This window comes from Pimelobacter simplex (assembly GCF_900114845.1).
In the GTDB taxonomy this organism is placed as follows: domain Bacteria; phylum Actinomycetota; class Actinomycetes; order Propionibacteriales; family Nocardioidaceae; genus Nocardioides; species Nocardioides simplex.
In genome coordinates, this window is sequence record NZ_FOUK01000005.1 from 46,995 (window position 1) to 65,334 (window position 18,340).

Here is an 18,340-nt window from a genome sequence, read left to right on the forward strand (position 1 = left end):
CTCCGACGCGATGCACCGTCGCGATGAGGAGGATCGGATGCAGCGCTTGAGGATCAACGGCGAGCAGGTCGCGGTCGAGGTCCGGGGTGCCGAGTCGCTGGCCGCGGTGCTGCGCGACCGGGTCGGGCTGACGGGCACGAAGATCGCCTGCGAGCGGGGCGAGTGCGGTGCCTGCACGGTGCTCGTCGAGGGCCGCCCGACGATGTCCTGCATCCAGCCGGCCGCCCTGGTCGCCGGCGAGGTCGAGACGATCGAGGGGCTCGCCGACGAGATCCGCGACCTGCGCGAGGAGTTCGCCGACCGGGGCGCGTTCCAGTGCGGCTTCTGCACGCCCGGCCAGCTGGTCCGGGCGGCGGCGCTGCTGCGCGAGGAGGCGGCCCGGGCCGGGCTCGACCCTGACGTCGTCCGGCACCAGATGTCCGGCAACATCTGCCGCTGCACGGGCTACCAGGCCATCGTCGCCGCGGTCGTGGACGTCGCCGAGCGCCGGGCGGGAGCGGACGCATGAGCTACGTCGGCACCTCCCAGCGCCCGCACGACTGGGCGGCCCGGACCGACGGCAGCACGCTCTTCGCCGCCGACCTGCGCGTGCCCGCCCTGCACGCCGCGGTGCTCCGCTCGCCCCATCCGTACGCCGACATCGTCGCGCTCGACACCACGCGGGCCGAGCGGATGCCCGGCGTGGTCGCGGTGATCACCTCCCGCGACTTCGCGCCCGACGCGGTCTACGTGCACCGAGGCGCGCCTCTCTCCGACCGGCCGCCCCTGGCCCGCGGGACGGTCCGCCACGTCGGCCAGGAGGTCGCCGCCGTCGCGGCCGAGACCTACGTCCAGGCGGTCGCCGCGCTCGCGGCGATCCGGGTCCGCTACCGCCCGCGCAAGGCGCCGCTGACCGTCGCCGAGGCGACGGCACCGGGGGCGCGCCGGCTGCACGAGCGCACCACCGGCGAGCCCAACGTCTCGGTGCTCTTCGCGACGGAGTGGGGCGACGCGGCGGCCGGGCGGGCGCACGCGCGCACCGCCGTCGAGGGCCGCTTCGTCTACCCGAGCGTCTCGCACGCGTGCATGGAGACGAACACGACGCTGGCCCGGTGGGACGACGACGCCGGCACCGTCGAGCTGTGGACGTCGACCCAGGCGCCGTGGTTCATCGGCAAGGAGGTCTCCCAGCTGCTCGGGCTCGAGCACGACCAGGTGATCTTCCGCGAGATCGCCACCGGCGGCGGCTTCGGCTCGAAGTCCAAGGCCTCCGAGCACGAGGTGCTCGCCGCGGCCCTGGCCCGCAAGGCGAACCGCCCGGTGCTGCTCAGCCTGACCCGCGAGGAGGAGCTCGGTGCCAACAAGCCGCGGCACCGCTTCGAGACCTGGCTGCGCACGTCGGCCGACGACGACGGCCTGGTCCGGCTGTACGAGAGCGACATCCGCGTCGACAACGGCTCGTACAACCACATGGGGCCGTCGGTGATGCGGGTCGGCGCCATCACGCTCGGCTCGATGTACCGCCCCGACGGCGCGGTCCTCGAGGCCCGGCTCATCGACACCGCCACCCAGCCCGGCGGCCAGTTCCGTGGCTACGGCACGCCCCAGGTCTCGCTCGCCGCCGAGTCGCAGATGGACGAGATCGCCGAGCGGCTCGGCCTGGACCCGCTCGAGATGCGGCTGCGCAACGTCAACCGCGAGCACACCACCACCCTGTGCGGGTACGCCGTCACCACCGCGCGTCTCGCCGACTGCCTCGACGCGGTGCGCACCGAGCTCGACTGGGACCGGCGCCGGGTCGAGCGTCGCGCCGACCGGGGGGTGGGGGTCGCCGCGGGCAGCCACGGCAGCGGCGCCTACGCCTACGAGCTGGCCAACCGCAGCGACGCCGCGATCGACGTCTTCGACGACGGCCGGGTCCGGGTCCGGTACGGCGGCTCCGACGCGGGCACCGGCCAGAGCACGATCCTGGCGCAGATCGCCGCCGACGAGCTCGGCGTCGACCTCGCCGATGTCGAGGTGCTGTCGATGGACAGCGAGCGGACGCCCTTCGAGCTCGGTGCCTGGTCGTCGCGGGGTACCCACATGACCGGGTCGTCCGTCGGCAAGGCCGCCTCCGAGCTGGCCGAGCGGCTGCGCGACCTGGCCCGCGCGAAGCTCGGCACGCAGGACGTCGTCCTGCGCGACGGGCAGGCGGTCGGGGCCGACGACGCCGTCGCGCTCGGCGACCTGGTCCGGCTCAGTGACGAGACCGTCGACGGCGTGCTCTCCCACGAGACGATCTACCTGCTCGAGAGCACCGAGCCGCTCGCGCCGGGGAGGTCGACGGCCAACCTCTCGCCGACGTACGCCTACGCGGCGCACGGCGCCTACGTCGAGGTGGACCGGCGCACCGGCGCCGTCGAGCTGCTCGACTACGTGGCGGCGCACGACGTCGGCCGGGCGATCAACCCGACCGCGGTCGAGGGCCAGATCGTCGGCGGCGCGGTGATGGGGATCGGCGCCGCGCTCGGCGAGGAGCTGGTCCGCGAGGGCGGGAGGATCGTCAACACCAGCTACCTGCACTACGCGGTGCCGCGCTCGGCCGACGTGCCGTCGGTGCGCCCGGTCATCGTCAACGCTCACGACCCGGCCGGCCCCTACGGCGCCAAGAGCGTGGGCGAGATGTCGATCATCCCGCCGGGCGCCGCGATGGCCAATGCGGTGCACGACGCGGTCGGCGTCCGCATCCGCGAGCTGCCGCTGACCCCCGACAAGGTCCTCACCGCCCTCGCGGAGAAGGAGGGCCGGCGGCGCCACCACCGGATCTGGCGGCGCCCCGGCCGCTGGTGGATCGCGCTGATGCGCGCGCTCTACCCCCTCGGTCTGCACCACGTGCTCCACCACTGGGGCACCCGGTTCGGCCGTGGGGTCGGCTCCGGGGTCGCCGACCCGGGCTCGGTGACGTCGCTGACCGCGCCGGACGACCTGCCGACCGTGCTGCGCGGGGCGGCCTCCGGGGCCCAGGTGATCGGCGGCGGCAGCGACGCGATGGTCGAGCGACGTCGCGAGGCCGAGCCCGCCAGCGTGCTGATCTCGACCCGCAGCGTGCTCGCCCTGCGCGGCGTCCGCCAGGCCGACGACGGCGCGCTGCGCATCGGCGCCGCGGTCACCCTGGCCGAGCTCGCCGACGCCACCCGGACGACGGTCCCGGTTCTCGCCGACGCGGTCGGCTCGATCGCCTCGGCCCAGATCCGCAACGTCGCGACCGTGGCCGGCAACCTCGTGCAGGAGAAGCGCTGCTGGTTCTTCCGCAACGGTTTCTCCTGCTACAAGCGCAATGGCGCGTCCAGCCCCTGCTACGCGGTCATGGGCGACCACCGGTTCCAGCACGCGGTGATCGACGGGCACCGCTGCCAGGCGGTGACGCCGTCCGACCTGGCGACGGTGCTGACCGCGCTCGACGCGCAGGTCGAGCTGGCCGCCGAGGACGGCCGCCGGACGCTGGCGATCGAGGAGTTCTTCGTCGGCCCTGGCGAGACGGCGCTCCGGCCGGGCGAGGTGGTCGTCGAGATCGTCGTCCCCGCCGCCGCGGTCCGGCGGCGCAGCGCCTTCCGCAAGCTCAACCTCTACACGGGCGACTTCGCGACGGCCTCGGCAGTGATCTCGGGCGACGTCGACGCCTCCGGCACCTGGACCGAGGCCCGGCTGGTCCTCGGCGCGGTCGCCCCGGTGCCGTGGCGCGCGACCGAGGCCGAGCGCTGGCTGCGCGGCCGGACCGGGCCGACCGCCGCCCAGCTGCGGAAGGTGCTCGACCGCGAGCTCGACCGCGCGGCGCACCCGCTGCCCGGCAACGGCTGGAAGCTCGACGCCGTCGCGGGTCTCGCCGAGCACGTGCTGGAGGCCGTGAGCGCGGCGGACTGAACGTTCTGCGGTCGGCTGTCGACGGCGGCATCCTTCGTACCGTACGATGTACGGAACAAGTGAAGGAGTGGTGCCATGAGCCGGATCGTGCTGGGCGTGGGGGCTTCCCACAGCACGCTGATGAACACGCACTGGGCCGAGGTCGACCACCTGCCGGCCGCCCACGAGTTCCGCGACGGCCTGGGCCGGGCCGCGGACGCCATCGCCGCCGCCCGACCGGACGCCGTCGTGGTCATCGGCAGCAACCACTTCCGGGGGCTCTTCCTCGACCTGATGCCGTCGATCACCGTCGGCGTCGCCGAGGTGATCGGGGCCGGCGAGGCCGACACCCCGGCCGGGCCGCTCCCGGTCGACCGGGACCTCGCCAAGCACGTCGTGGACACGCTGGTCGACAGCTCGTTCGACCCCGCGTTCTCGCTGCGGCTCACCGTGGACCACGGCATCACCCACGGGCTGCAGCACCTGGTGCCCGCGCTCGACGTCCCGATCGTGCCGATCGTGCTCAACATGTTCGCGCCGCCGCTGATCCCGCTCGCGCGGGCCGAGGCGATCGGCCGCACGCTGCGCACCGCGCTGGAGACCGACGGGCAGGACAAGCGGGTCGTGGTCATCGCGTCCGGCGGGCTCTCGCACCGGCTGCCCTGGCCGGACTGGTCGCAGACCCTCTCGGACGACGACCGCTTCCTCGTCGAGGCCTGGCTCAACGGCCGCGAGCAGTGGAAGGAGTTCGAGGTCCGGCGCCGCCAGATCATCCGGGCCGCCCCGGCCCAGATCAACCCGGCGTTCGACCGGGACTTCCTCGAGCAGCTCACCGCGGGCGACCTGTCGCGGACCATCGCCAAGTCGAGCGACGAGATCGAGAAGGAGGCCGGCAACGGCGCCCAGGAGGTCCGCTCCTGGATCGCCATGACGGCCGCCGTCGGCGCCGGCCGCGGCACCACCCTGGCCTACGCCCCCGTGGACGAATGGCTGACCGGAATGGCAGTGGCTCTGTTCGAGCCGACCGACGAAGGAGACCGAGCATGACCCTGTGGACCCAGCTGAGCACGACCGACTACCACCACGGCTTCATCGACGCGGGCGGCCTCCGCACCCGCTACGTGCGGGCCGGCGCCGGTGACCCCGTCATCATGCTGCACGGGACGAGCGGCCACCTGGAGGCCTTCGTCCGCAACCTCACCGTCCTCGCCGACGAGTACGACTGCCACGCCGTCGACATGGTCGGCCACGGCTACACCGAGGGCCCGGACGCCGACTACCGGATCCCGCGGTACGTCGAGCACGTGCTCGCCTACATGGACGCCCAGGGCATCGCCAAGGCGCACTTCGTCGGGGAGTCGCTGGGCGGCTGGGTCGCCGGCCGGCTCGCCGCCGACCACCCCGAGCGCGTCGGCAGCCTGATCCTGGTCGCCCCCGGCGGCACGGTCGCGAACCCGCCCGTCATGGAGCGGATCCGCGCCAGCACCCGGGCCGCCGTCGAGAACGACGACGTCGCGCTCACCCGCCAGCGCCTCGAGCTCCTCATGTTCGACTCGGCCAACGTCTCCGACGAGCTCGTCGACGTGCGGCACGCGATCTACCACCGGCCCGAGTTCGTCGCCCGGATCGAGCGGCTGCTCTGCCTGCAGACCATGGAGAACCGGGTCGAGGACCTGCTCTCGCCCGAGCAGATGGCCCGGATCACCGCGCCGACCCGCATCGTGTGGGGCGCGGAGAACCCGTTCGGCGACGTCCCCGAGGCCGAGCGGATGCACGCCTCGATCCCCGGCTCCGAGCTGGAGATCTACGGCGAGTGCGGCCACTGGCCCCAGCACGAGCACGCGGACCGCTTCAACAAGGAGGCCCGCGAGTTCTTCGGCCGCATCGGCGCGCTCGGATGAGCCTGCCGATCGGCATCCGGCTGCCGCCCTGCACCCGGGCCGACGAGGTCGCCCAGGTCGCCCGCCGGGCCGAGGAGCTCGGGTTCGCGCAGGTGTTCCTGCCGGACTCGCAGGTCCTGTGGCGCGACGCCTTCCTCACGGCGTACGCCGTGGCGCTCGCGACGGAGTCGATCCGGATCGGCACCGCGGTCAGCAATGTCGTCACCCGGCACCCCAGCGTCGTGGCCGGCCTGACCCGGACCGTCGGCGAGGTCGCCGCCGGCCGCTTCGACCTCGGCCTCGGGGTCGGCAACAGCTCGGTCGAGCCGGTCGGGCTCCGGCCCAGCCGTCAGGACGACCTGCGCGCCGGCGTGAGCGTGATCCGCTCCAGCCTGGCCGGCGAGACCGTCGACTACGGACCGGTCCGCTCCCGGATGCGCGACCCGCACCCGGGAGTGCCGGTCCTGCTCGCCGCGTCCGGCCCGCGCAACCTGCGGCTCGCCGGTGAGATCGCCGACGGCGCGATCCTGCTGAGCGGCGTCTCCGCCGAGGCGATCGCGCGCTCGCGCGGTCTCGTCGAGGCCGGCGCGCGCGATGCGGGCAAGGCGCCCGAGGACGTGCGGATCATCGTGTCCGCGCACGCCCGGGTCAGCGACGACATCGAGCGCGACGCGCGGGTCCTCAAGCCCATCTGCGCGGGCATCGCCCAGCACGGCGGGCAGGCGGCGCTCCGTGCGGCCGGCATCGAGATCGAGGTGCCGGCCGACGTGCCCGAGGTCTACCCGGACCTCGTGCACGCCGAGGACTGGGACCTCGCGGTCGACGTATGCGGCCGGTGGGTCAGCGATGCCGACGCCGTCCGCTTCGCGCAGGAGTTCTGCCTGTTCGGCACCGCCGCCGAGATCGCGGCCAAGCTCGACCTGGTCGAGCAGGCGGGGGCGACGTCGGTGTTCATCCAGCACGTCGGGTCCTACGACCTGCCCCGCGACCTCGTCGAGGAGGTCGGCGCCGAGGTGCTCGGGACGCCCGCGCGCTGATGGCCGGCTCGACGCTCGCCACCCTCGCCCGCCGCGGTACGGCGGTCGCCGCCCTGGCGCGCGCGGGCGAGGACGGCGTGGCCCGTGCGGCCGCGCTGCTGAGCGTCGACACCCTGGCCTGCCTCGTCGTCGGAGCCGGTCACCCGACGGTGGGCCGGCTGCTCGACGCGCAGGACCCGCTCCCGGCTGGGCACGGCTGGACGCCGCTCGCGGCGCCCGGCGCGCACCGGAGCCGGGCGGACGCCCTCGTCGCCGACGTCACCGCGGCGCACGCCGACGAGCTGGACGCGGTCCACCCGGGCTCGGGCACCGTGCCCGGCGCGGTCGTCGTACCTCTGGCGGTGCACCTCGGTGCCCAGGTGGACGCCGCCGGCCCGGACCTGCTGGCCGCCGTCGCGGCCGGCTACGAGGTCACCGCGCTCGCGGCCGGCGTGCTCGGCGGCCCGCGGCTCTACGCGTCGTCCTGGTGGCCGGGGGCGGTGGCCGGCCGGCTCGGCGCCGCGATGACGGCGTCCTGCCTGCTCGGGCTGAACGAGGAGCGCACCCGCCAGGCGCTCGCGCTCGCCGCCACCTCGGTCGGCGGGCTGCTGACCGAGGACGTCTTCGCCGACGGGCACTACGTGCTCCTCGGGGACGCGGCCGCCGCCGGCCTGCAGGCCGCGGTGCGCGCCGCGGCCGGGCTGCGTGCCTCGGCGACGCTCCTCGACGGCCCGGCCCGCCGGGCCTTCGCGGCCGAGGGTCCCGGACTCGCGGACGGACCTCCGCGCATCGGCGAGGGGATGCACAAGGAGTTCCCCTGCTCGACCCCGCTGCAGGCGGTCATCCGCGGCCTGCTGGCCGTGGCGGAGCGGGCCGGTCGCGCGACGATCGGCACGGCGTCCGCCGTCGAGGTCGCGCTGCCGGCCGCGATGGTTGCCTACCTCTCCACCGACCGCGTGGTGGACGGCCCACCCGAGGCCGCCGCGAGCCTCGCCTACTCGGTAGGTGCGGTCGCCCGGGGGCGCGAGCGGGAGGTCGGCCACTTCCGGGCCGCCGACCCGGCGACCGCCTTCGCCGGCGCGCTCACCCTGGTGCCGGTCACGACGTCCGACGCGGTCGAGCTCGCCGTGACCACGGCCGCAGGTGACCTGGTCCGGCACCGCGAGCCGCTCCGGCTCGCCGCCGACCCGGCCGAGCTGGTCACCCGCAAGCTCGGCGTCCTGCTCGCCGACGCGCCCCGCTGGAGCGCGCTGCCGGACGAGCTCGTCGCCGGCCTCGGCGCCCGGGCGCTGGCCGGTCTCCTCGCCGCTCGGACGTGAAGCGGGGAAGGCCTTCCCCTGCACCACTGTCTCCTGTACGGTACAGCGTACGGCGAAAGGAGCCCGGCCGATGACCAGCACGATCACACCGTCCACGACGGTCGGCGTCCGCGCCGTCGCCGGGGTGATCGGCACGCTCGTCGCGGTCTCGGTGCCGCCCTTCCTGGTGGGCACGCTGGCGATCCAGATGGGCCGCACGATGGCCTTCGGTGCCGCCGACGTCGCCACGGCGGTCGCCGGCTACTACGCGGTCTCCGCCCTGCTCTCCCCGTTCTCGGGGCGCTTCGTCGCGTGGTGCGGCCCCCAGGTCGCGCTGCGCCTCGCCGCGCTCGGCAGTGCCGCCGGCCTGGCCGGCGTCGCGCTGGCGGACGGCGCGGCCGGGGTGGTCCTCGCGCTGACCTTCATCGGCGTCCCGAACTCGCTGGTCCAGCCGGCGTCCAACCAGATCCTCTCGGGCATCGGCCCCGGCCGGACCCGGGCGATCGCCTTCGGTGCGGTGCAGTCCGCCATCCCCGCGGCGACCCTGATCGCCGGCGCCCTGCTCGCGGTGGTCGGCGGCTCCGGGTCGTGGCGGGCCGCGGTCTGGGCCGTGGCCGGGCTGGTGGCGGCGGTGCAGCTGGTGATCCCGTTCGGCCGCGACGCCGCGCACCGCGCGGCGCGCAGGCCCGGCGTCGTCGTCGCCGATGCCGGCGCGCCGGCGCCGGCAGCCGTCGGTGGCCGCCCGCTGGTCGCGGCCCTCGTCGGCGGCGCCTTCCTGGGCTCGATCGCCGCGACGACGCTGCCGTCCTTCCTGGCCGCGACCGGCCAGCACGCCGGGGTCTCCCCGCAGGCCGTGGGCGCCGTGCAGATCGCCGGCAGCCTGACCTGCATCGTCGCCCGGGTGATCGCGTCGTGGTCCGGCGGCCGCCACGAGGGCGCCGAGTCGCTGCGCGCGGTCGGCACCATGCTCGCCGGCGGTGCCCTCGGGTACGTGCTGCTGGGCACCGGCTCGGGCTGGGGCTTCCTGGTCGGCGCGCTCGCCGCCTACGGCCTCGGCTGGGGCTGGAACGGGCTGTTCAACCTGAGCGTCACGCAGGCCCGCCCGCACAGCATCGCCGCCGTCACCGGGCTGACCCAGGGCGGCGTCTTCCTCGGTGGCGTCTGCGGGCCGCTCCTGTTCGCCGCCGTCGCCGGCTCCGGCCGCTACGGGCCGGCTTGGTACGTCATCGCGATCGCCGCGGCCGCATCCGCCGCGCTGATCGCCCATGCCAGACAACGTTGGGTGAGAAGCGGAGTAGTGACATGACCAACTGGGACGACGAGGGCGTCTTGGACCTGATGATCCGTGCGATGCGGGTCGAGGCCGACGGCGTGCTGAGTCTCGAGCTCGTCGATCCGGAGGGCGGGATCCTGCCCGAGTGGACGGCGGGGGCGCACATCGACGTCGGCCTGCCCGACGTGGTGCGGCAGTACTCGCTGTGCGGTGACCCGGCCGACCGGGACCGGTACGTCGTGGGGGTGCTCGCCGAGCCGCAGTCGCGGGGCGGGTCGAGCTACATCCACGACGAGGCCCGCCCCGGCGACCTGGTCGAGGTCGGCGGTCCGCGCAACCACTTCGCGCTGGTCCCGGCCAAGCGCTACCTGTTCATCGCCGGCGGCATCGGCATCACGCCGATCCTGCCGATGATCCGCCAGGCCGAGGCCGAGCGGGTCCCCTGGCGCCTCGTGTACGGCGGCCGGACCCGCACCTCCATGGCCTTCCGCGACCTCCTCGCCGCCCACGGCGACCGGGTGCTCATCCAGCCCGAGGACGAGACCGGCCGCCTCGACATCCCCGGCCTCCTGGCCGATCCCGAGGAGGGCACGGCGGTCTACTGCTGCGGCCCCACCGGGCTGATCGACGCCGTCGAGGGGGCCTGCGAGAGCTGGCCCGAGGGCGCGCTCAACGTCGAGCGGTTCGCGGGCAAGGACCTGTCCGGGCTGGTGTCCGCGCCGGTGAAGGTGCGGTGCGCGAAGTCCGAGGTCACCGTCGACGTGGCCGCCGACGAGAGCATCCTCGACGCGCTCGAGACGGTCGGCATCAGCGTCGCGAACGCCTGCCGCGACGGGGTGTGCGGCTCGTGCGAGGTGCGCGTCCTGCAGGGCGAGCCCGACCACCGCGACTCGTTCCGGGCGCCGGGCGAGGACGACGACGCCGCCCTGGCGGTCTGCGTCTCCCGCGCCCGCACGCCCGAGCTCGTCCTGGACATCTAGTGGACATCACGTCCGGCAACGACCCGCACCTGAAGGAAGGAACACGACGATGAGCCTCACCGAGGACGAGCAGTCGACGACGGACGCCCCCGAGCGCAAGGCGGCCCGGCGGCGTGCGCCGGGCGAGGCCCCGCCCGCCGGACGGCGTCCGGCGGCCGACCGGAGGCCGCGCGCCTCGCGCCGCCGGCCCGCGTCGAGCGAGCACGGCAACGACTGGTCGTCGTGGCCCCGGTACGACGACGCGGAGCTCGGCTTCCGCGACTACTGGTACCCCGTCATGTGGGCCGAGCAGGTCGGCAAGAAGCCGGTCCCGGTCGAGCTGCTGGGCGAGCGGATCGTGCTGGTCCGCGAGAAGGACGAGATCTTCGGCCTGCACGACCGCTGCCCGCACCGCGGCGTGCCGCTGTCGCTGGGCCGGCGCCAGTACGAGGGAACGATCAGCTGCCCGTACCACGGCTGGACCTACGAGCTCGACAGCGGCCGGATGTGCGCGGCGCTGACCGACGGGCCGGACTCGCCGATCAACAACAAGGTCTCCGTGACGACGTACCCCGTCGAGCAGCGGCTCGGCCTGGTCTGGATCTACGTCGGCGACGCCCAGGGCGACGACGTGCCGCCGGTCGAGCGCGACATCCCGAACGAGCTGCTCGACAACGACTTCGTGATGGGCGGGCGCTGGGACGTCCGCGAGGGCAACTGGCGCTTCGCGGCCGAGAACGGCTTCGACGAGGGGCACGCGAAGTACCTCCACAACACCGCGCTGTGGCGCCTCTTCAAGGTGATGCCAGCGTGGAACATGACGCGGATCGTCGAGGAGGACGGCTGGCTGATCCGGGTCCAGGACGAGGTGCACTGGGAGGCCGAGTTCCCCGGCCTCGGCACCTGGACCAACAAGCGCTGGTGGAAGCGGATGCCGCTGCCCGACGCGCCCGGCAAGGGGAAGCGGGTCAACCCGGTCATCAAGGGCCTGAACATTCCGGGCTTCGTGTCGTTCCGGCTGCCCGGGCTGCTGCGCGTCGCCTACCCGGAGTTCATCCACTTCGAGTGGTACGTGCCGGTCAACGAGGACCAGGTCCGCTACGTGCAGATCCTCGTGCGCTTCGAGACCGGCGCGAAGGCGTCGGTCTTCAAGGCCAAGTACCTCTCCGCGATCCGGTGGCTCTTCCACGGCCAGTTCACCGGCCAGGACGCCTGGATGGTCGACGTCATGAACGCGCCGCCGGAGAAGCTGTACCGCCCCGACCTGTCCCTGACCGCGATCCGGCGCCACATCGAGCAGGTCGCGCCGACCGTCCAGGTCGACCGCACGCCCGGCTCGAAGCGCCAGCCCCCGGCCGAATGACCCGACCCGAGAGGACCCCGAGGATGAACACCGACCCGAAGGCCCTGCTGCGCATCGTGGCCGTGCTCGCCGTCCTGGCCGTGCTGCCGCGCCTGGTGCAGGCGGTGCTGCTGCGCCTGACCGGCACGGTCGTGCGCGACGTCCGCCGCCAGGACCGGCCGGCCGCGCTGCGATGAACGACGCCCGCCCCCGCCTCGCCGTCGAGCGGCGGGGCGAGGGGACGGCGTCCGCGCCGCCGCTGCTCGTGCTGCACGGCGGTGGTCCCGGCTGCCACGCCGCGGCGGACTTCCGGGCCCTGCTGCCCTTCCTGGCCGACCGGGAGCTGCTCCTGGTCGACCTGCCCGGCTACGGCGGCTCGCCGCTGCCCGCCGTCCGCGGTCCGCGGATGGCAGGCTGCGCCGACGCCCTGGCCGCCCTGCTCGACGACGCCGGGATCGCCGGCTGCGACGTCCTCACGACGTCGCTCGGCGGGATCGTCGCGATGGTCCTGTCGGCGCGTCGTCCCGACCTGGTCGGCCGGCTCGTCGCCGGCGGCAGCCAGCCGCTCCCGGCGCCGCCCGGCGTCACCGCCGACCTGGAGCTGGGCCGGCGAGCCCGCGCGGCCTACTACGGCGCGGGGGAGCCGACCCCCGAGCGGCTGCACGAGACCGTGCTCGCACTGGAGTGGCACGACCCGCGCCGGGTCCCCGACGACCTGCTCCGGGTGCGCCACGCGGCGAGCATCTCGCCCGCGAGCCGGGCCGTCGCGGCCGACCCGGGCCTGCTCGGCGAGCCCGACGACCTGTCCGGCCTGCTCGGCGAGGTGCGGGCCGAGACCCTGGTGCTGTGGGGCGAGCACGACCCGTTCGGTGAGCCGGCGTACGGCGCCTGGCTCGCGGACGGCCTGCCGCGCGGGTCGGCTGCCGTCGTCCCGGGCACCGCCCACCACCCGCAGTCCGAGCGGCCCGAGCCGACCGCCGCGCTCGTGCGCGCGCACCTGTCCTAGAGCCACGACAGCCACGACAGCAAGGAGAACGAGGATGACGTCACCGGACCCGAGCGCCGTGCGGACGGCGATCGCCGCCGCCTGGAAGGCGATCGACCGCGACCGGTTGGCCGAGCTGGTCGTGGGGCTGGTCGACATCCCGTCGCCGACGGGGGAGGAGGGTGAGCTCGCGCAGTGGGCCGCCGGTCAGCTGAGTGCGCACGGCGTTCCGGCGCGGACCCAGTGGCTCGACGACCGGCAGGCCAATGCCGTCGGGGAGCTGGCGGGCACGGGCGGCGGCGAGGACGTGCTGCTCTACGCCCCCATCGACACCCTCACCGTCGGGGACGCCGACGAGGACGTGCCCTGGATCGGGCCCGCGCTGCGCGCCGACATGCAGCCCAGGGCCCAGGTGCACGGCGACCACGTGCTCGGGCTCGGTGCCTCGAACCCCAAGGGCCATGCGGCCAGCGTGATGGCCGCGGCTGAGGCGATCGCGGCCGCCGGGCTCGACCTGCCGGGCAGTGTCCTGGTCGGCCTCGGCGCCGGCGGCATGCCGACCAACGGCCGCATCGAGCGCGGCCTGAGCCGGCACAACGCCGGTCAGGGCGCCGGCTGCTCGTTCCTGCTCGAGCAGGGCGTCTGGGCCGACCACGCCGTGATCGCCAAGCCCGGCTGGGCGGTGGCGTGGGAGGAGGTCGGCCTGTGCTGGTTCGAGGTCGAGGTCGAGGGCAGCTTCTCCTACGTCGGCAGCCGGCACCGGATGCCCTACCGCAACGCCATCGCGGGCGCCTCGGTCGTCGTCCTCGAGCTCGAGGAGTGGTTCACGACGTACGCCGAGCGGCACACCGACGGGCTCGTCGCGCCGCAGGGGATCGTGTCGGCGATCGAGAGCGGCTGGCCGCGGATGTCGTCGGTGACGCCGGCCCTGTGCCGCTTCTACGTCGACCTGCGCACGAGCCCCCGCTCGCCGCTCGCCGACGTCCGGCGTGAGTTCGGCGCCGCCGTCGACGCGATCCGCGCCCGGCACCCCGAGCTCGCCGTCCGCTGGCGCTCGCGGCTGACCATCCCCGGCACCGCCACCCCGGTCGACGCCCCGGTCGTCACCGCAGCCATCGCCGCGTGGGAGGAGCTCGCCGGCGAGCCGCACCGCCCCATCGTGGCCAACAGCGGCGCCACCGACGCCAACATCCTGCGCCAGAAGGGCCTGCCCACCGCGCGCATCGGCATGGACCGGATCGGGCCGGACGCGCCGCTGCCGCTGGACTTCCCGGCCGGGATGAACGTCGTCGACCTCCGGGAGGCGGAGCGGCTGACCCGGCACCTCGTGCACACGGCGGTGACGCTGGCCAGCCGCCCGGCCGGGTAGGTCAGGCGCGGCTGGGCGGGTCGAGGTAGCCGTCCTGCTGGGCGACCGTGTTGAGCTCGAGCTTCGTGCTCACCGGACGCCCGGCGGTGGCGTACTTCGCCTTGACCCGGCTGAGGTACTTCTTCGCGGTGTCCTTCTTGACGCCGAGCGCCGAGGCGACCGCATCGAGCGTGAGCCCGGAGGCGTAGAGCACGAGCGCGCGCTCCTCCTGGTCGCTGAGCCGGGGACGGTCGGCGTCGCCGGCGATCACGCTCGCCAGCTCGGGCGTCAGCCACTGACCGCGGCCGAGCACCGTCCAGATCGCGGCGACGATGTCCTCCTCGGAGTCGCGCTTGCCCGCGATGCCGCCGATCCCGGCGCGCAGGACCTTGCGGACCAGCTCGGGCGAGGCCATCGCGGAGAGCACGAGCACCTTGATGCCGGAGCGGGTGACCTCGCGGACCATGACCGGATCGGCGCTCGGCCCGCGCTCGACCATGAGGTCGAGGACGAGCAGGTGCGGCCGCTGGGGCTCGGGCACGTCGGCCACCCAGGCCGTGAAGTCGGTGAGCGTCTCGCCGCTCCAGATCACCCGCAGCCCCGGCTGCGCCGCCACCAGCTCCTCGGTGCGCTTGCGCTGGAGCATGTGGTCCTCGACGATCGCCAGGCGCCACTCGTAGCGCCGGGCACCCTGGACGGGAACGCTCACGGCCCCTCACCTCCGTTCGTCACCGGACCCGGCTCTGCCGCCGGGACCACCACCTCGACCAGGTCCTGCGGGCCGAAGCTCTGCACGGACATGGCGACATCATCGGGCAACCGCCAGCCGCGTGCCACCGACGCGAGGTGGGGCGCCGGGCCGACCAGCGTGAAGCGCAGTCCGTGCTCCGCGGGGAACAGGGTCGTCGTCATCTGCTCGCCGGCCGGCACGGCGCCGACAGCAGTGAGCAGGAGCTCGCCCAGCGCCGGCGCGACCTCGGCACCGGCATCGACCGCGCCCGAGCGGACGGAGAGCGCGGCGTTGGCCGTGCGGGCCTCGGCGAGGGCGCGGGCGAACCAGTCGCCCATCCACACCAGCTCGGGGTTGAGCTGGGTGAGCTGGCGCAGGTAGGCCTCCTCCTCGACGCAGACCGTGCGGAGGGGCTCGGCGGTGGGCTCGACGTCGCCCGCGGCCACCCGGCGCAGGATCGCGACCGACTCGGCCAGACCTGCCGCCGCCCAGCGCCGTCGCGACCGGCTCGCGGCCTCGCGTGCCTCGACCTCGGTCCGCAGCCGGGCCACCGCCTGCTGGTCGGCCACCACGCGGCGGCCGATGGTGATGACCATCCGCTGGAAGCCGGCCCAGCCGGCGACCAGGCCCAGGCACGCCGTCCCGGCGACCAGGGTGGAGACGGCGGCGCGGCCGCTGGACGGGGCCACGAGCCCCGCCGTCGTGACGATCGTGAGCAGGAGCATCGCGGCCGGCCAGACCGCCATCCGGCGCCAGTGCCGGTCACCGAGCACGAGCAGGAGCGGGCCGCTGGGGCAGATCGCCTGCCAGAGGACGACGTCGGAACGGCCGAAGTCGACCGCGGCGGCCGAGAGCACGAACGCCACCGACGAGCCCAGACCGAGCAGGAGGGGCAGCAGGAGCCGGCGCGGGCGGCTGCCGCCGCGCAGCACCCAGGCGAGGCCGCAGACCGCCGCGACGACGGCCACCATCGGGTACTCCGTGGTGGGCTGTCCGCGGTGGTTGGTCACGGCGAGCCACACCCCGACCCCGATCAGGGCGAGCGCGAAGACACCGCTCGCTCGCCGCTGGATGCCGTCGACCACCGCCCCCATCAGCTGGTCGGAGCCGGCGCTCGGGGAGGCCGCGGCCGGTGTCGGCCCGGCCATGGTCCAGGTGAGCGTGACCCGGGTGCCGAAGCCCGGGGTCGAGACCAGGTCGACGTCGATGCCGGTGTCGCGCAGCCGGCCCAGCACCGACTCGGCGAGGCCCCGCCCGGCCGGCGCGACGCCGTCGAAGCCGACGCCGTCGTCGCTCACCGTGACGACCAGCCCGCTCGGCCGGGCCTGGACGTCGACGCGGACCTCGGCCGCACCGGAGTGCTTCTCGGCGTTGCGCACGAGCTCGCCGGTGGCCCGGGTCAGCGCGTCGAGCACGCCGGCGGGCACCAGGGCCTCGCGCCGGGCGAGCTCGTCCTCGGCGAGGCCGGTGTGGACGATCCGGATGCCGGTCGCGGACAGCCCCTGCCGGAGGCCGTGCCCGGCCAGGGGGAGCGCGGCGTCGTCGGTGATCGCCTCGAGGGTGGCCACGTCGCGGGCGCAGCGCGCCCGGACGGCGTCCCGGTCGGCGATCGCGGCACCGCCGTTGGCCAGCGCGCCGAGCGTGTTGATGACGGTGTCGTGGAGCAGCCGCGCGTCCTCGGCCGCACGGCGGCTCGCGGCCCGTCGTACCTCGCCGGCGTGGCGCTCGGCGTCGGCGAGCTCGTGCTCGGCGTCGGCGCGGCGGGCGAAGTCGAGCAGGAAGGACAGGCCCGACCGGGCGGCCACCGCGATCGCCAGCGTGGTCGCGGCGACCGCGGACGGCAGCGTGCTGCCCGAGTCGGGCACGGTCAGCACCATCAGCACCGGCACGACCACGGCGATGCCGAGGGGCCAGACGATCGCGCTGCGCCCGCGCAGGAGGAAGGCAGGCAGGATCGCGGCGAGGTTCGCCATCCAGCACGAGGCCAGCAGCAGGGGGTTGTCCGGCGAGACGACCGTGGCCCAGTCGGCCACGAACGCCGCATAGGCGAGTGCGAGCACCGTCCACGCCGGGAGCCGTCCGGCCGCGACGAGCAGCGCGCAGCCGGCCAGGACCAGGTGGCCGGCGACCAGCGCGGCGCGCAGGGCGGGGGCGACCGGCTCGATCACGATCGTCAGCACCATGACCGCCTGCCACAGGGCCATGCCCCGCAGGAAGGCCCGGCTGGTCGACGTCGTGACCGTCCGCATCGTCCAGCCGGCTCGCTCGGCGTCCCTGAACGGGTCGTCCAGCAGCCGTCGGCGAACGTGTGCCCAGCCCCCCACCACCGCTCGCTTCTCCCCGCTTCCCGACGGGCCTCCGATCGTGGCCGGAGACGGTTCGCCACTTTAGTGGACGGACGTGCAGAGCGCTCGTGACCTTCGTCCTGACCCCCCTACGGGTGACATTTGGTCGGAAGTCTCGCTGGGTGGTGCCGCCGACGGCTCGGCGGCCTGCACAGTAGCCGAAGCTGCCGCATCCCGGGCTCGGCCGGATGCGCGCTGCAGGACATCGAGATGAGGGGGACAGTCAGATGAGAACGAGCTGGATGACGAGGGCGCGGCGGACGTGGGTCGTCGGCCTGGTGCTCGCGGTGAGCGCCGTGGTGATGCCGTCGTGGACGCCGTCGGCGTCGGCCACCGAGATCGGGCCGACGGTGTGGGTCGGGCCGAAGGCGCAGGGGTACCCGGGCACGGGCATCCACGGCATCTACAACCAGACCCCGGCGGACCCCAGCAACCCGGGAGCGCCGGACTTCTGGGGGTACTGCATCGAGCACGACATCTCGGCGCTGTCCTTCCGTCAGGCCCTGGTCGGAAACGCGGCCGACTTCCTCGGTGACAACCACTTCGACGAGCCGGCCATCCAGGGCAAGGTCCTCTGGGTGCTGGCGCACAGCTACCCGGCGCTGAGCCTGTCCGACTTCGCCACGGCCGCGGGCGTGCCCGGCATCTCGGTGAACGATGCGATCGAGGCCGCGCAGTACGCGATCTGGCGCTACACCGACCTCACCTTCGACGCGAACTGGGCGTGGTCGAGCCAGAACTCCAAGGACGCCTACTGGTACCTCGTCAACGGCGCCAACGCCAGCAGCGGCATGACGCCCGGCGACCTCGCCACCACCGCGACCATCACCGGTCCGGCCGGTGCCCAGCAGGCCGGCACGCTGGTCGGTCCGTTCACGGTCCACACCAACCAGCCCACCGTCAGCCTCTCGGTCGCCCCCTCGGTCACGGTCACCGACGCGGCGGGGACGCCGATCAACGCCGCGGCCGTGGTCGACGGGCAGCAGGTCTACCTCGACCTCCGCGGGACGACGACCGCCGGCTCGGCCACCGTCACGGTGACCGCGTCCGGCTCGAACGCCACCGGCAAGATCGTCTCCGTCCCGGTTCAGGCCGGGGGCACCCCGACGGCCGGCACTCACGCGCAGACGCTCATCGTCGTGGCGCCGAGCACCGCGACCGTGACCGACGATGCCACCGTCACCTGGACGGCGCTGCCGGTCCCCACGATCGGCACGACGCTGGTCGACGAGGCCGACGGTGACCACACCATCGCCGCCGGTGGCGGCACCGTGGTCGACACGGTCGCGTACCAGAACCTCAC

15 protein-coding genes are annotated in these 18,340 nt (G+C 74.5%); 13 read left to right on the forward strand and 2 right to left on the reverse strand.

Annotation, left to right across the window (positions count from 1 at the left end):
* The first annotated feature begins 37 nt into the window (after window positions 1-37).
* From BM223_RS20395 to BM223_RS20445, 12 genes are all read left to right on the forward strand, one after another.
* Complete coding sequence (locus tag BM223_RS20395) at window positions 38-508, forward strand: (2Fe-2S)-binding protein (RefSeq protein WP_038676335.1); 471 nt, start codon at window positions 38-40, stop codon at window positions 506-508.
* Window positions 505-3,882, forward strand: coding sequence for a molybdopterin cofactor-binding domain-containing protein (locus BM223_RS20400; RefSeq protein ID WP_038676337.1), 3,378 nt, complete (start codon window positions 505-507; stop codon window positions 3,880-3,882). The genes BM223_RS20395 and BM223_RS20400 overlap by 4 nt, the downstream gene beginning before the upstream one ends.
* A 75-nt stretch (window positions 3,883-3,957) precedes the next feature.
* Window positions 3,958-4,908, forward strand: a complete 951-nt coding sequence (locus tag BM223_RS20405; protein WP_038676339.1) for a DODA-type extradiol aromatic ring-opening family dioxygenase — start codon at window positions 3,958-3,960, stop codon at window positions 4,906-4,908.
* On the forward strand, window positions 4,905-5,762 hold the full coding sequence (locus BM223_RS20410) for an alpha/beta fold hydrolase (RefSeq protein WP_038676341.1): 858 nt from the start codon (window positions 4,905-4,907) through the stop codon (window positions 5,760-5,762). The genes BM223_RS20405 and BM223_RS20410 overlap by 4 nt, the downstream gene beginning before the upstream one ends.
* Entirely contained in the window at window positions 5,759-6,778 is a 1,020-nt protein-coding gene (locus tag BM223_RS20415) for an LLM class flavin-dependent oxidoreductase (protein WP_038676342.1), read from the forward strand. Before BM223_RS20410 ends, BM223_RS20415 begins: the two co-directional genes overlap by 4 nt.
* Window positions 6,778-8,076 carry an MmgE/PrpD family protein gene (locus BM223_RS20420; protein ID WP_052138145.1) on the forward strand — a complete coding sequence of 433 codons (1,299 nt, stop codon included), beginning with the start codon at window positions 6,778-6,780 and terminating at the stop codon, window positions 8,074-8,076. Before BM223_RS20415 ends, BM223_RS20420 begins: the two co-directional genes overlap by 1 nt.
* A 70-nt stretch (window positions 8,077-8,146) precedes the next feature.
* Entirely contained in the window at window positions 8,147-9,361 is a 1,215-nt protein-coding gene (locus BM223_RS20425) for an MFS transporter (protein WP_038676344.1), read from the forward strand.
* On the forward strand, window positions 9,358-10,308 hold the full coding sequence (locus BM223_RS20430) for a PDR/VanB family oxidoreductase (RefSeq protein ID WP_052138146.1): 951 nt from the start codon (window positions 9,358-9,360) through the stop codon (window positions 10,306-10,308). Before BM223_RS20425 ends, BM223_RS20430 begins: the two co-directional genes overlap by 4 nt.
* A gap of 49 nt (window positions 10,309-10,357) precedes the next feature.
* The gene (locus BM223_RS20435) at window positions 10,358-11,650 is read left to right on the forward strand and encodes a Rieske 2Fe-2S domain-containing protein (protein WP_082003508.1); all 1,293 of its coding nucleotides are present in this window, start codon (window positions 10,358-10,360) and stop codon (window positions 11,648-11,650) included.
* A 23-nt stretch (window positions 11,651-11,673) separates the two neighbouring features.
* Window positions 11,674-11,826 (forward strand): hypothetical protein, encoded by a 153-nt coding sequence (locus tag BM223_RS29240; RefSeq protein ID WP_158510161.1) that lies wholly within the window; start codon window positions 11,674-11,676, stop codon window positions 11,824-11,826.
* Window positions 11,823-12,635, forward strand: coding sequence for an alpha/beta fold hydrolase (locus tag BM223_RS20440; protein WP_052138147.1), 813 nt, complete (start codon window positions 11,823-11,825; stop codon window positions 12,633-12,635). Before BM223_RS29240 ends, BM223_RS20440 begins: the two co-directional genes overlap by 4 nt.
* Before the next feature lie 34 nt (window positions 12,636-12,669).
* Window positions 12,670-13,983, forward strand: a complete 1,314-nt coding sequence (locus BM223_RS20445) for a M20/M25/M40 family metallo-hydrolase (RefSeq protein WP_052138148.1) — start codon at window positions 12,670-12,672, stop codon at window positions 13,981-13,983.
* Between the two features lies 1 nt (window position 13,984).
* Here BM223_RS20445 and BM223_RS20450 read toward each other — a convergent pair whose 3' ends face one another.
* Together BM223_RS20450 and BM223_RS20455 are read right to left on the reverse strand one after the other, a co-directional pair.
* Window positions 13,985-14,671: a helix-turn-helix domain-containing protein gene (locus tag BM223_RS20450; RefSeq protein ID WP_052138149.1), complete on the reverse strand. Its 687-nt coding sequence runs from the start codon at window positions 14,669-14,671 to the stop codon at window positions 13,985-13,987.
* Complete coding sequence (locus tag BM223_RS20455) at window positions 14,668-16,941, reverse strand: sensor histidine kinase (protein WP_038676345.1); 2,274 nt, start codon at window positions 16,939-16,941, stop codon at window positions 14,668-14,670. Before BM223_RS20455 ends, BM223_RS20450 begins: the two co-directional genes overlap by 4 nt.
* A gap of 338 nt (window positions 16,942-17,279) precedes the next feature.
* Between BM223_RS20455 and BM223_RS29245 the strand changes: the two genes are divergently transcribed.
* Window positions 17,280-18,340 (forward strand): Cys-Gln thioester bond-forming surface protein (locus tag BM223_RS29245; RefSeq protein ID WP_177235807.1); only part of this gene is annotated, 1,061 nt, incomplete at its 3' end.

Bases quoted from the DNA above. Each gene is read 5' to 3' on its own strand.
- BM223_RS20395 (WP_038676335.1), top strand. From the start codon at position 38: ATGCAGCGCTTGAGGATCAACGGCGAGCAGGTCGCGGTCGAGGTCCGG.
- BM223_RS20400 (WP_038676337.1), top strand. From the start codon at position 505: ATGAGCTACGTCGGCACCTCCCAGCGCCCGCACGACTGGGCGGCCCGG.
- BM223_RS20405 (WP_038676339.1), top strand. From the start codon at position 3,958: ATGAGCCGGATCGTGCTGGGCGTGGGGGCTTCCCACAGCACGCTGATG.
- BM223_RS20410 (WP_038676341.1), top strand. From the start codon at position 4,905: ATGACCCTGTGGACCCAGCTGAGCACGACCGACTACCACCACGGCTTC.
- BM223_RS20415 (WP_038676342.1), top strand. From the start codon at position 5,759: ATGAGCCTGCCGATCGGCATCCGGCTGCCGCCCTGCACCCGGGCCGAC.
- BM223_RS20420 (WP_052138145.1), top strand. From the start codon at position 6,778: ATGGCCGGCTCGACGCTCGCCACCCTCGCCCGCCGCGGTACGGCGGTC.
- BM223_RS20425 (WP_038676344.1), top strand. From the start codon at position 8,147: ATGACCAGCACGATCACACCGTCCACGACGGTCGGCGTCCGCGCCGTC.
- BM223_RS20430 (WP_052138146.1), top strand. From the start codon at position 9,358: ATGACCAACTGGGACGACGAGGGCGTCTTGGACCTGATGATCCGTGCG.
- BM223_RS20435 (WP_082003508.1), top strand. From the start codon at position 10,358: ATGAGCCTCACCGAGGACGAGCAGTCGACGACGGACGCCCCCGAGCGC.
- BM223_RS29240 (WP_158510161.1), top strand. From the start codon at position 11,674: ATGAACACCGACCCGAAGGCCCTGCTGCGCATCGTGGCCGTGCTCGCC.
- BM223_RS20440 (WP_052138147.1), top strand. From the start codon at position 11,823: ATGAACGACGCCCGCCCCCGCCTCGCCGTCGAGCGGCGGGGCGAGGGG.
- BM223_RS20445 (WP_052138148.1), top strand. From the start codon at position 12,670: ATGACGTCACCGGACCCGAGCGCCGTGCGGACGGCGATCGCCGCCGCC.
- BM223_RS20455 (WP_038676345.1), bottom strand. From the start codon at position 16,941: ATGCGGACGGTCACGACGTCGACCAGCCGGGCCTTCCTGCGGGGCATG.